12 protein-coding genes are annotated in these 11,948 nt (G+C 61.8%); 2 read left to right on the plus strand and 10 right to left on the minus strand.

Going from position 1 to position 11,948, the window contains the following annotated elements:
• Positions 1 to 909, plus strand: coding sequence for an NAD-dependent epimerase/dehydratase family protein (locus ACMV18_RS01795; RefSeq protein ID WP_420816456.1), 909 nt, complete (start codon positions 1 to 3; stop codon positions 907 to 909).
• Between the two features lie 34 nt (positions 910 to 943).
• On the opposite strand, the gene nth is transcribed toward ACMV18_RS01795, so the two are convergent.
• From nth to ACMV18_RS01845, 10 genes are all read right to left on the minus strand, one after another.
• Positions 944 to 1,600, minus strand: a complete 657-nt coding sequence (gene nth, locus ACMV18_RS01800; protein WP_420816457.1) for an endonuclease III — start codon at positions 1,598 to 1,600, stop codon at positions 944 to 946.
• A gap of 69 nt (positions 1,601 to 1,669) precedes the next feature.
• Positions 1,670 to 2,173 (minus strand): TPM domain-containing protein, encoded by a 504-nt coding sequence (locus ACMV18_RS01805; RefSeq protein WP_420816458.1) that lies wholly within the window; start codon positions 2,171 to 2,173, stop codon positions 1,670 to 1,672.
• Positions 2,174 to 2,186: 13 nt separating this feature from the next.
• Positions 2,187 to 3,062, minus strand: coding sequence for a TPM domain-containing protein (locus tag ACMV18_RS01810; protein WP_420816465.1), 876 nt, complete (start codon positions 3,060 to 3,062; stop codon positions 2,187 to 2,189).
• A 60-nt stretch (positions 3,063 to 3,122) separates the two neighbouring features.
• A complete protein-coding gene (locus ACMV18_RS01815) occupies positions 3,123 to 4,052 on the minus strand; it encodes a TPM domain-containing protein (protein ID WP_420816459.1) in 930 nt (309 codons plus the stop codon).
• Between the two features lies 1 nt (position 4,053).
• The gene (locus tag ACMV18_RS01820; protein WP_420816460.1) at positions 4,054 to 4,656 is read right to left on the minus strand and encodes a LemA family protein; all 603 of its coding nucleotides are present in this window, start codon (positions 4,654 to 4,656) and stop codon (positions 4,054 to 4,056) included.
• A 146-nt stretch (positions 4,657 to 4,802) separates the two neighbouring features.
• Positions 4,803 to 5,078, minus strand: coding sequence for a hypothetical protein (locus ACMV18_RS01825; protein ID WP_374259306.1), 276 nt, complete (start codon positions 5,076 to 5,078; stop codon positions 4,803 to 4,805).
• Between the two features lie 80 nt (positions 5,079 to 5,158).
• Positions 5,159 to 5,818 (minus strand): electron transport complex subunit RsxB, encoded by a 660-nt coding sequence (gene rsxB / locus ACMV18_RS01830; protein WP_374259310.1) that lies wholly within the window; start codon positions 5,816 to 5,818, stop codon positions 5,159 to 5,161.
• Positions 5,819 to 5,906: 88 nt separating this feature from the next.
• On the minus strand, positions 5,907 to 7,178 hold the full coding sequence (locus ACMV18_RS01835; protein ID WP_420816461.1) for a polyhydroxyalkanoate depolymerase: 1,272 nt from the start codon (positions 7,176 to 7,178) through the stop codon (positions 5,907 to 5,909).
• Positions 7,179 to 7,418: 240 nt separating this feature from the next.
• On the minus strand, positions 7,419 to 8,618 hold the full coding sequence (locus ACMV18_RS01840; protein WP_420816462.1) for an amino acid aminotransferase: 1,200 nt from the start codon (positions 8,616 to 8,618) through the stop codon (positions 7,419 to 7,421).
• Positions 8,619 to 8,831: 213 nt separating this feature from the next.
• Complete coding sequence (locus ACMV18_RS01845; protein WP_420816463.1) at positions 8,832 to 10,781, minus strand: PhoX family protein; 1,950 nt, start codon at positions 10,779 to 10,781, stop codon at positions 8,832 to 8,834.
• A gap of 205 nt (positions 10,782 to 10,986) precedes the next feature.
• Between ACMV18_RS01845 and ACMV18_RS01850 the strand changes: the two genes are divergently transcribed.
• On the plus strand, positions 10,987 to 11,948 hold a 962-nt coding region (locus ACMV18_RS01850), incomplete at its 3' end, for a DEAD/DEAH box helicase family protein (RefSeq protein ID WP_420816464.1).

Raw genomic sequence — 11,948 nt, forward strand, 5'->3', positions numbered from 1 at the left:
ATGTTCAACCCGCAACCTGCACGGCACACCCGTTTTCGTCAAACTCGCGTCCTCATTGTCGGGTGTGGCGATGTCGGAATACGCGCGGCGCGTCTGCTGCGCCCGCACTGTCGTGTGCTGGCCTTGACCTCACAAACTGAGCGGGCCGCTGAACTGCGATCCCAGGGCGTCTTGCCCCTCATCGGCAACCTGGATGCCCCCGCCACCTTGGCCCGACTGGCCGGCCTGGCGCCGCGCATCCTGCACTTGGCGCCACCGCCTTCTCAGGGTGAGCAAGACACGCGAACCGCCCATCTGCTGCAAGCCCTGGCCCGCCGGGGGCGTGTGCACAGCCTGGTGTATGGCAGCACCACGGGTGTCTACGGGGACGCGGGTGGCGCGCAATTTGACGAAACGCGACCGGTGAGGCCGGCCACCGCGCGGGCGCAGCGGCGCGTGGATGCCGAGTCCCGTGTGCGAGCCTGGGGGCAGCGGGGCCACGGTGTGCGCGCCAGCATCCTGCGCATTCCCGGCATCTACGCCCTGGATCGTGAAGGGGGCGACCCCCGTGAGCGCGTGCGACGCGGCAGCCCATTGCTGGCGCCCGCTGATGACGTGTTCACCAACCACATCCATGCCGATGACTTGGCGCGTGCCTGTGTGCTGGCTTTGTGGCGAGGCCGCCCCGGACGTGTGGTGCACGCCTGCGATGACACCGATCTGCGCATGGGCGACTATTTCGACTGGGTGGCCGATCACTTCGGTTTGCCCCGGGCACCGCGCCTGACGAGGGCCGAAGCGGTTCAGGTGATGAGCCCGATGCAGTGGTCGTTCATGAGCGAGTCGCGCCGGCTGCTCAACCACCGCCTGAAGCGAGAGCTTCGCCTTCGTTTGACATTCCCAACCATTGAGCAGGGTTTGACCCCTTGAGTGGGTTGAGATCCTGCTGGGCGCGCGGGCGACCTCAGGATTGGGGTGCCGGGGTTTTCGGCTTGTATTTGCACCACGTGCTCACGCTGCACTCCCAGCACCGGGGCTTGCGGGCCTGGCACACATAGCGCCCATGCAGAATCAGCCAGTGGTGGGCATGCTGCAAGTATTCGGCGGGAATGCGCTTGAGCAGCTTTTGCTCCACCTCCAGCGGCGTTTTGCCAGGCGCCAGTCCGGTGCAGTTGCCCATGCGGAAAATATGGGTGTCGACTGCCATCGTGGGCTCGCCGAACGCCACGTTGAGCACCACATTGGCCGTCTTGCGACCGACGCCGGGTAGTTCTTCCAAGGCTTCACGTGTGCGGGGCACCTCGCCGTCATGCTTGTCGAGCAGGATGCGGCAGGTTTCCAGCAGATGTCGGGCCTTGCTCTTGTACAGGCCTATTGTCTTGATGTACTCGCACAGCCCCTCTTCGCCCAGATCCAGGATCTGTTGGGGGGTGTTGGCCACCGGATAGAGCTTGCGTGTGGCCTTGTTGACCCCCACGTCGGTGGCTTGCGCAGAGAGCAGGACCGCGGTGAGCAGCTCGAACGGGGTGCTGTATTCCAGCTCGGTTTCCGGGTTGGGGTTGGCAGCCTGAAGGGTGCTGAAAAACGCGCCGATCTCGGCTGCTTTCATCAAAGTGCTCATGCGGTGAAGCGAAGGGTCCAACAAGGTCGGCCAGGGGCCGGGCCGCCGATCATGTCATAACTCCGTGCGTTACAGCAGCACGACCGCGTTGGGCAACTCGTTGGTGTTGGGCTGTTGGCCTGCAGGGTAATGGGCCTTCAGCAGGGCGCCGACTGAAAGCAGGGCTTCCATCAGACCTTGTTCGACATGCCCTTGACGCAGATGCGCGGACAACTGCTGGCTCAACTTACCCCAGTATTCGGCGCTGACATGGGCGTGCAGCCCCCGATCCGCCAGGATCTCGATGCGCCGCTCAGCCAGCAGCAGGTAGATCAGCACGCCATTGTTGTGTTCGGTGTCCCAGACACGCAGATGGCTGAACAGGTCCAAAGCCCGCGCGCGCGGCGACACCCGGCGCAGCAGCAAAGGCAAGGGCAGCCCACCTTCGACACACAGGCGTAACTCGCCCAAGTGGCGCGCTTCGCTGTCGGCCACAGCCTGTTCCAGTCGCTTCAAACCGGGCTTGGTGATGGCGCGTTCGGCCGCTTTGGCATCCAGCCAGAGATGGCGCAACCAGCGCGTCAAAGTGTTCATGGTGTTGTCCTTGTTACCAACTGCCGGATGAGCCGCCGCCACCAAAGCTGCCCCCACCGCCGGAGGAAAAACCGCCGCCCGATGACGAGCTGCCACCGCCCACGAAGCTGCCGCCAAAAATGCCCCACAGGAACAAGGCGGCCACGACGACCATGGCAATCACCCCGGCCACCCAGTTGCCGGTCAAGGCCGAAGCCAGACCGCCAAACAGCAAATGGGTGCCAATGATGCCCCACGTATCGCCCAGCAGTTTGGACAGCAGCGATGCCACGGCTGTGACAATCAAAAAGCCGATGGTGGCTGCGGCGGCCAGGAAGCCCAGAATGGTGTCCAGCGACATGTCCGACCCGCTGGACGTGGCAGGCTTGGGTTGTGCAGAGGGTGCCGGAGCCGGAAGGGCTTCGCCCGCGATCAGTTTGTCGATCTGGCTGATGCCTTGCGTCAGCCCGCCCGCGAAGTCGCCTTGTTTAAAGGCCGGGGTCATGACCTCATCGATGATGCGGTGTGCGGCGAGATCCGGGATGGCCCCTTCCAGTGCGCGTGCGACCTCGATGCGCACGCGGCGGTCTTGTTTGGCCACGACGATCAGCAGACCATCGCCGACGCCCTTGCGGCCAATTTTCCAGGCGTCTGCCACACGGTTGGCAAAGGCAGCAATGTCTTCGGGCTGCGTGGTAGGAACCAACAGCACCACAACTTGGCTTCCCCGTGCCTGCTCCAACGCGGTCAGTTGGCTTTCCAGTGTCTGGTGTTGCGCGGTGTTGAGCGTGGCCGTCTGGTCCATGACGCGTGCCGTGAGCGCGGGCACAGGAGCCAGCGCGCCGGTGTCGGCATGAGCCAAGCCGAGGCAGAGCGTGAGCAGCGCCCAAGCGCCCAGGCACCAGCGCATCCAGCGGGAGAGGGGATCAGTCAGGGACGGCACAAGGCTCACGGTTGCACACTCACGTTCTTACCAGCTGTCAGAGGCGCCGCCGCCACCGAAGTCACCGCCTCCACCCGAAGAAAAGCTGAAACCGCTGTCATGACTGCTGCCACCGTTGGTCCAGGTCGTGACGGCCGGGCTGCGGGTGCCGTGGGTGCTGACCTGGCTCGATGGCTGCGGCAGGTGGTTCACAAAGAATCGTGAGAGCCACCACCCCAGCACGAACAGCGCCGCGCTCCCCACCACGCTGGTGGTGAACAGCCAGCCCAATCCACTCATCACACCACCCGACAACAGCGACGTCGGTTGAGGCCCCAGCAGCTTGGCGAACAGCAGGCTCATCACGGAGCAGATGACGGTGCCAAAGAGCGCCAACACGATCAGCAGCACCATCAAATCCACACCTGAAACAGGCTGGGCGTTGGGGGGTGTCGTGTCGGGGGGCGGCAGGTGCTCGCCTTGAATCAAGGCGTCCAGCTGCGAGATGGCTTGGCGCAGGCCGCCTGCATAGTCGCCAGCCCTGAACGCGGGCTTCAAGGATCGCTCGATGACTTGCTTGGCGGCCAGGTCCGGGATGGCCCCTTCCAGGGCTTTGGCTACCTCGATGCGCATGCGCCGATCTTCTTTGGCAACGACGATCAGCAGGCCGTCCCCCACATCTTTGCGACCGATCTTCCAGCTGTCACCGACCCGCTGCGCAAAGGCGGCGATGTCTTCGGGCTGTGTGGTGCTGACCATCAGCACCACGACCTGGCTGCCCCGGGTGGTTTCCAGTCCGGCCAGCTGGCTTTCCAGCTGCTGTCGGTCCGTGGCCGACAGCGTGCCGGTTTCGTCCATGACCCGGGCCGTCAGCGCTGGCACGGGGTGCAACCCTGCGTCAGATGCCCAGGCGGGCACGAACGACAGCGCACACCACAGGCCGATCCAGATCGGCAGCCAGCGCATCCAGCGAGTCATGTCACTTCTTGCTGAAGTCGATCACCGGGGGCGTCGAAATTTGGGCTTCGTTTTGGGCGGCAAAGTTGGGCTTCACCTGGTAGCTGAACATCTTCGCCGTCAGGTTGGTCGGGAAGCTGCGTGCCAGCACGTTGTATTCCTGAACCGACTTGATGTAACGGTTGCGAGCCACCGTGATCCGGTTTTCGGTGCCTTCCAGTTGAACGCGCAGGTCCTGGAATGCCTGGTTGGCCTTCAGAGAGGGGTAGTTCTCGGTCACCATCAGCAGGCGAGACAGCGCACCGCTGAGTTCGCCCTGCGCATCCTGATACTTCTTGAAGGCTTCCGGGTTGTTGACCAACTCGGGGGTGACCTGAACGCTGGTGGCTTTGGCGCGGGCCTCGACCACTTTGGTCAGCGTGTCTTGCTCGAAATTGGCTTCGCCCTTGACGGTCGCCACGATTTGGGGGATCAGATCGGCCCGGCGCTGATACTGGTTTTGCACCTCGGAGAGGTTGGCCTTGGTTTCTTCATCCAGACGCTGAAAGTCGTTGTAACCGCAACCGGTCAACGAGAGGGTCATGGCCGCAGCCAAAGTCAGGGCAGCGAAGCGGGGAGCAGTCATCGGGATCCTTTCCGAGTCAACGCAAGACACACGGCTGCACGATAACGCGGCTGCCGTTCGAGAAAGGATAAATGGAGTTGGTCACCCGGGTTTCAAGCGGAGCCGATGCCGGATGTGATTTCGATCAAGACACCCAAAGAAAAGGCTTATCCCATCGCCGGCATGGCCAGCTTGTGACAAGACAGCACCTCGTGCTGGCGCGATTTGGGGTAGCGGTCACGCACGATCTGGATGGCGCCCATCGGGGTATCGGCCATCACTTTCAGCACGCGTTTGATCGCCTGCTGAGAGGGTGAAATGACCACCAGGGTCGAGACTTCGAACAACTTCAGGGCCGGTTCGATGGCCAGATTCATCAATGCGCGCATGGCTGCTCCCGTGCTGGACAGCGGCGCTTTGCCGTCCACCTTTTTAGGATGCATTGTCTGTGCCAGAGATGACAGAGTGATGACCCGAAATGGTGCGCGTTCAGGGGGTGTCGGGCGACTTGGCTTGATGTGTGTCAGGTATTTTGACGGCGGGCACGTGCGCGGGCCAGCGCCGCCTCGATCATGGATCGCTTGTGATCCAGCACGGCCGGGTCCGTCAACTTGGAGGCTGCGGCCAGATCCGCCGCTTTGTGCTCGCCTTTGGCCAGCAGGCGCTCGGCGTGCTCGGCCTTGGCACGAACCAGGCGTTGTGCGCGGAAGGCGTGGCGCTCACGGGCTTGGTCGGCCAGTGTTTGAGACCAGGCCGCCCAGCCAGTTGGCGCGGGCTCTGGGTGGGCTGCTACCAAACTGATGCAATCCACGGGGCAGGCGGGAATGCAGAGTTCGCAGCCGGTGCACTGAGATTCGATCACCGTGTGCAGGTGCTTGTTGGTGCCGATGATGCAATCGACCGGACAGGCTTTGATGCACAAGGTGCAGCCGATGCACCAGCTCTCGTCGATGACGGCGATGGTACGGGGCCCTTCCAGTCCAAATGCCTCGCTCAAGGGGGCTTCGGGTTGTCCCGTCAAGGCGGCCAGACGCTGCACGCCTTCTGCCCCGCCAGGTGGGCATTGGTTGATCCCGGCCTCTCCCGTGGCAATCGCTTGGGCATAACTGGCGCAGTCGGGGTAGCCGCAGCGCGTGCATTGCGTTTGCGGCAGAAGGGCGTTGATCTTGTCGGCATCCAGCATGATGGCGCCGGAGTTTACAAGGTCGAAGGGCTCGCTGCCTTGTGCCAAGACAGCGAGCCCTTGTTTCACGCCACGCAATGCGTTGGGTTTAAGCGGCTTTCTTCACCTTGTTGTGCGACAGGATGAAGTCCCGGATCACGGGATACGCTTGTTCGCGCCAGCGGCGGCCCGAGAAAATGCCGTAGTGACCGGCGCCAATCACGTCGTAGTGCTTCTGGCGTGTCTTGGGGATGCTGGTGCACAACTCGTGCGCGGCTTTGGTTTGCCCCGAGCCAGAGATGTCGTCCAGTTCACCTTCCACCGTCAGCAGGGCCGTGGTCTTGATGTCTTGAGGACGGACCAGTTCCTTTTTGCCCTGTGGGTTGCGAACCTCCCACGTGCCGTTCACCAGCGAAAACTCCTGGAACACGGTACGGATGGTGTCCAGATAGTATTCGGCGGGCATGTCCAGCACGGCGTTGTACTCGTCGTAGAACTGGCGGTGGGCTTCTGCGCTGTCGTCGTCCCCGCGAATCAGGTCCAGGAAGTAGTCGTAGTGCGAGGTGGCATGGCGATCGGGATTCATGGCCACGAAGCCCGTGTGCTGCAGGAAGCCGGGGTACACCGCACGGCCAGCGCCTGGGTAGTTCTGCGGCACCTTGTAGATCACATTGTTCTCGAACCACTCGAACGACTTGTTCATGGCCAGGTTGTTCACCGACGTGGGCGATTTGCGCGCATCGATCGGGCCACCCATCATGGTCATGGTCAAGGGCGTGGGTTCACCACGGCTGGCCATCAACGAAATGGCGGCCAATACCGGGACGGTCGGCTGGCACACCGAGATGACATGCACTTCGGGACCCACCTTGCGGATGAATTCCTGAACGTAGTTGATGTAGTCGTCCAGGTGGAAAGCGCCTTCGTCCAAGGACACCATGCGGGCATCAATCCAGTCGGTGATGTACACCTTGTGGTCTTGCAGCAAGGTGCGGACGGTGTCACGCAGCAGGGTCGAGTGGTGCCCGGACAAGGGGGCCACCACCAGCACCGAAGGCTGTTCACGCATTCTGGCCAGCATGGCCGCGTCATCGGTAAAGCGTTTGAAACGCAGCAGGCGGCAGAAAGGCTTGGCCTCGACCACCTGCTCCTGAATGACCACATCCACGCCGTGCACGTTCACTTTGTTGATGTCGAACTCAGGTTTCTCGTATTCCTTGGTCAGGCGGTGGGCCAGATCAAAGCCAGCGGACACGCGCTGAGAAGCCGGAATGTGCGCGAAAGGGGAGAGGGGGTTGCTGTACAGCTTGGACGCGGCGCTTGCGAACTCGGAGAAGGGGCTGAGCCAGGCGCGGTTGGTTTCGTAGATCTGATAAAGCATGACAGAACCTCAATCGTCATTAGCCAGTTGGACGCCTCTGTGCCGACAAGGCTGCAGAGATGTTGCATTGCAGCATAGAGGAGTTTTCTGATCTTTGCACCGTTCCGGTGTCTGTTAGTCGGATAACAGGTACAGGAAAGTCACGTTTTTTCCACGCCGTGACACAAACATGAAAAAAGGCCCCTCTAGAGGAGCCTTTCATGCAGCGGAAACGCCCCGGAGTGGGGCGTGGGCCAATGCTTACATCACGGCCTTGATGGCAGCTGCCACAGCCTTGATGTTCTTGGTGTTCAGTGCAGCCACGCAGATGCGGCCAGAGTCCACACCGTAGATGCCGAACTCGCCACGCAGGCGTTGCATCTGGGCGGCGTTCAGGCCGGAGTAGCTGAACATGCCCTTTTGACGGGTGATGTAGCCCAGGTCACCTTGCACGCCAGCGTCGGTCAACTCCTTGACCAGTGCCGCGCGCATGTCCTTGATGCGCACGCGCATTTCGGTCAGCTCGTCTTCCCATTGCTTGCGCAACTCAGGCGAGTTCAGCACGGTGGCCACCACGGTGGCGCCATGGGTGGGCGGGTTGGAGTAGTTGGTGCGGATCACGCGCTTGAGTTGGCTCAGCACGCGGCCGGCTTCTTCCTTAGTGGTGCTGACGATGCTCAGGGCACCGACGCGCTCGCCGTACAGCGAGAAGCTCTTGGAGAAGCTGGTGGACACGAAGAAGTTCAGGCCGGCGTCCAGGAACTTGCCGATCACCTTGCCGTCTTCGGCAATGCCTTCGCCAAAGCCTTGGTAAGCCATGTCCAGGAAGGCCACCAGATTGCGAGCCTTCACGGCGGCAATGATCTGATCCCATTCGGCATCGGTCAGGTCGTAGCCGGTGGGGTTGTGGCAGCAGGCGTGCAGCACGATGACGGTGCCTTCTTCGGCGGCGTTCAGGGCAGCCAGCATGCCTTCGAAGTTGATGCCACGCTTGGCTTCGTCGTAGTAGGGGTAGGTGCCCACGGTGAAACCGGCGGTTTCAAAGATGGCGCGGTGGTTTTCCCAGCTGGGGTTCGAGATCAGGGCTTGCTTCTTGCCGCTGACGTTGTGCAGGAAGTCTGCGCCCAGCTTCAGGCCGCCGGTGCCGCCGATGGCTTGGGCGGTGACGATGCGACCTTCGGTCACAGCAGCGTGGTCGGCGCCGAACACCAGACCTTGCACAGCCTTGTTGTAGGCGGCAATGCCTTCAATCGGCTGGTAGCCGCGTGGCTTGGGGGCCGCGGCGATTTGCTGCTCGGCCGCAGCCACACACTTCAGCAGGGGCAGCTTGCCGTTGTCGTCGGTGTACACGCCCACACCCAAGTTCACCTTGTTGGGGTTGGTGTCGGCATTGAATTGTTCGTTGAGGCCCAGGATGGGATCACGGGGGGCCATTTCAACGGAAGCGAACAGCGAGGCCATGCAAGCAGTCTCCGGCAGGTTGGGGTAATTGATCGATGTCGGGGCAATCGCCCGAAGATGGTTTCGGCGCTTGTGACGACGAAATTGCAGAATCGGGCAAACCCTTTATTTTATCGACCGAAGTGCCGTACGTGTGAGCGCATCTGCGCAGTCCTGCCGAAAAAGGACAAACACCCGCCGGATGGCGGGTGTTTGCTTGGGGGCTGACGCGGTTTAGGCGCGGAGCTTGATGCTGGTGGAGGTGGCTGTCAGATAGCCAACCGCAGCGCTGAACTTGTTGTTGTAGTTCGTGTTGATGGCGGTGTTGAGTGCCGCATTGTTCTTCACGTAGCTGCTGTCACCTGCATGCTGGAAGTTGCTCATGATGTAAGTCCAGCCATTGATTTCGTCGACGGCGTGCAGACCCGTCGATTCGCCGCCAGCCGGAACGGACAGGATGCGCGACAGTTGCTTGGTGTCGACGTTGTAGGCCCACAGGAAGTTGTTGGTGTGTTGGCCGCTGTCTTCGCCGATGAACAGGGTACGCAGTTTCTCAGAGAACTTGAGGTTGTCCGGGTTGCCGATCTTGTCAGGATTGGCGGTGTTGCCCAGGCTGTCGGCAGTGATGTCTTCGCCGGTCAACAGCACCTTGGTGCTCACTGGAACCCATTCGCTGCTGATCGTGTTGCCGTCGGTGTCCACTTGGCTGCCAGCCAGGGTGTGAGCCAGGACGCCGCCGGCCTTGAGCGCTGCGTCCAGACCAATGCGGCTGGCGGCATTCCAGCCCTTGCTGTTGTTGGTCACCATGGAGTCCTGCATGTTTTGCAGGGCAGAGTAGGCAATCTTGTCCTTGATGTTGACCGTGGTGCCTTCCATTTTCGTGAAGCCCATGCTGCCACCCTTCAGGTAAGCGTAGCGGTGAGTTTCCAGGAAAGCGGCGGCCTTCTCCATGCCGGTTACCAGCTTGACCCAGTTGGCCTTGCCGCTCACGTAGATCTTGGTGTAGCCGGTTGCGGTCGGGTCTGCGATGGTGGGGTCCACGAACTTGACATCCATGATGTCTTCCTTGGACAGGGTGTCAGCCAGGGCTTCGACGTAGTCGCTGGTGGCGTGACCCAGCTTGATCCACTTCCAACCCACGCTGGACGTGCCCGCCAGCAAGGCGGTGTTGAAGTCGCCTTGCAGTTGGCCCACGTACAGCGTACCGGCGGACAGATCCTTCTCGGTGTCGGCCACAAACATGAACAAGGCGGAGTTGGTGGCGTCGTCGCCCATCAGCACGGTGCGGTTGTCGGGCATGACTTGCACCAGTTCGTGCGAAATGCGGCCCATGCAGTAGTGCTTGGCGATCGATGCGGTGCCGTCAGCCTTGACGGTGACTTCGGGCAGGTGACCATAGTGGTAAGGCTTGACGGTGCTGTCACCCAGATTGGTCTGGAAAGCGCTCCAGTAGCTGGGCAGAGACCAGGCGTCAGGCTCGTACTCTTCGCTGGACAGGTGCGTGCCCCAAGGCGACAGGCTGGCACCGCATGTGATCCACAGGCCGTGCACGCCTGACGTGTCGACGTTGTGATACTTCACGAGCGACAGCTTGCCGGTCGATGGGTTCTGATCCAGGGTCAGCACGGCGATGGGGGAGGGCAGTTTGCCGTACGTGTCGGTGGTGCCGTCCTGTGCCCAGGTGGTGTACTCGAACTGCACCACGGCGAAGACGGTGTTGCCGGAAACGCCGGTGACCTTCGCGTTGGGGACGGTCAGCAGCGAAGTGCCATCCGGGCTGTCGCTGAAGAACTGGCGCGAAGTCGTGCCCGTGGTGTCCTGGATGGGTTGATTCAGGATGTTGTAGTAGCCGCCAGCCAGGATTTGGCCGCCCTTGCCGTCAGACACTTGCGTGCCTGTCAGGAAGAAGGGTTCGTAAGCCAGGTTGCTGGTGTGCGTGCTGCCGTCGCTCAGCGTCACGGTCAGCGTGGAGGCTACGTAGGCGGTCGCCATGTTGGCGGTTGTGGTGGGCGCTGCCATGCTGCCGAAAGCAGCCGACACAAAGGTTGGAGTGGGCTTGCTGTCGTCGCCACCACCGCCGCAGCCGGTGAGCATGGACGATGCGGCCAGGCCTGACAGCGGCAGCATGGGCATGCCTGCAAACAGCTTCAGGGCTTGACGACGGGAATTCGAGTGTTGAGACATGGTGTTGCTGCAAGTAGAAGTACAGATCGTCAGCAACGATAGGAAGGCTGGATGACAAATACGTGAAGTTGTTTCTGATCGTCACGAGTGGATGCATCGCCGGGGTTCGTCATCATCTTGTCAATGACTTCTGTATTGGCGGCGTGCTTTGAAAAACGTGGCAGATCGGCTTAAAGTGGCAGGTTTCTTGCCTGATCGCCCCCTCATGTCCGATACGAACGCGCCACCTGTCCTCAGTCCGTCAGCCAGTGCGGGGGACGTGCCTGCAGGGCAGTTCGTTCAGTACCCCGATTCGCCGTTCGAGCTGTTTCAGCCCTATCCCCCAGCAGGGGATCAGCCCACGGCCATTGCGCAGTTGTGTGAAGGGGTGGAAGACGGTCTCAGCTATCAGACCTTGCTGGGGGTGACCGGATCCGGCAAAACCTTCACCATGGCCAACGTGATTGCCCGCATGGGGCGTCCGGCCATCGTGTTTGCGCCCAACAAGACCTTGGCGGCACAGCTGTATGCCGAGTTCCGCGAGTTCTTCCCCAATAACGCGGTGGAGTACTTCGTCAGCTACTACGACTACTACCAGCCCGAGGCATATGTGCCGCAGCGCGACCTGTTCATCGAGAAGGACAGCGCCATCAATGAGCACATCGAGCAGATGCGCCTGTCGTGCACCAAGAGCCTGATGGAGCGGCGCGACGTGGTGATCGTGGCCTCGGTATCGTGCATCTACGGTATCGGCGACCCGGCCGACTACCACGCGATGGTGCTGCACCTGCGCGAGGGTGAGCGCGTCGCCCACCGCGACCTGGTGCAGCGCCTGGTGGCGATGCAGTACGACCGGGCCGACATCGACTTCCGCCGCGGCACCTTCCGGGTGCGCGGTGACGTGATCGACGTGTTCCCGGCCGAGAGCGCCGAGCACGCGCTGCGCATCGAGATGTTCGACGACGAGATCGAGCATCTCACGCTGTTCGACCCGCTCACCGGCCACCTCAAGCAGAAGATCGGGCGCTTCACGGTCTTTCCGTCGAGCCACTACGTGACGCCGCGGGCGACAGTGCTGAAGGCCATCGAGGGCATCAAGGAGGAGCTGCGGGACCGCATCGAGGTCTTCCAGAAGGCGGGCAAGCTGGTCGAGGCCCAGCGCATCGAGCAGCGCACCCGCTTCGACCT

Origin of the sequence: Aquabacterium sp., from assembly GCF_048860245.1 — a bacterium.
GTDB lineage: Bacteria > Pseudomonadota > Gammaproteobacteria > Burkholderiales > Burkholderiaceae_C > Aquabacterium.

Bases quoted from the DNA above. Each gene is read 5' to 3' on its own strand.
- ACMV18_RS01795 (WP_420816456.1), top strand. From the start codon at position 1: ATGTTCAACCCGCAACCTGCACGGCACACCCGTTTTCGTCAAACTCGC.
- nth (WP_420816457.1), bottom strand. From the start codon at position 1,600: ATGAGCACTTTGATGAAAGCAGCCGAGATCGGCGCGTTTTTCAGCACC.
- ACMV18_RS01805 (WP_420816458.1), bottom strand. From the start codon at position 2,173: ATGAACACTTTGACGCGCTGGTTGCGCCATCTCTGGCTGGATGCCAAA.
- ACMV18_RS01810 (WP_420816465.1), bottom strand. From the start codon at position 3,062: ATGCGCTGGTGCCTGGGCGCTTGGGCGCTGCTCACGCTCTGCCTCGGC.
- ACMV18_RS01815 (WP_420816459.1), bottom strand. From the start codon at position 4,052: ATGACTCGCTGGATGCGCTGGCTGCCGATCTGGATCGGCCTGTGGTGT.
- ACMV18_RS01820 (WP_420816460.1), bottom strand. From the start codon at position 4,656: ATGACTGCTCCCCGCTTCGCTGCCCTGACTTTGGCTGCGGCCATGACC.
- ACMV18_RS01825 (WP_374259306.1), bottom strand. From the start codon at position 5,078: ATGCATCCTAAAAAGGTGGACGGCAAAGCGCCGCTGTCCAGCACGGGA.
- rsxB (WP_374259310.1), bottom strand. From the start codon at position 5,818: ATGCTGGATGCCGACAAGATCAACGCCCTTCTGCCGCAAACGCAATGC.
- ACMV18_RS01835 (WP_420816461.1), bottom strand. From the start codon at position 7,178: ATGCTTTATCAGATCTACGAAACCAACCGCGCCTGGCTCAGCCCCTTC.
- ACMV18_RS01840 (WP_420816462.1), bottom strand. From the start codon at position 8,618: ATGGCCTCGCTGTTCGCTTCCGTTGAAATGGCCCCCCGTGATCCCATC.
- ACMV18_RS01845 (WP_420816463.1), bottom strand. From the start codon at position 10,781: ATGTCTCAACACTCGAATTCCCGTCGTCAAGCCCTGAAGCTGTTTGCA.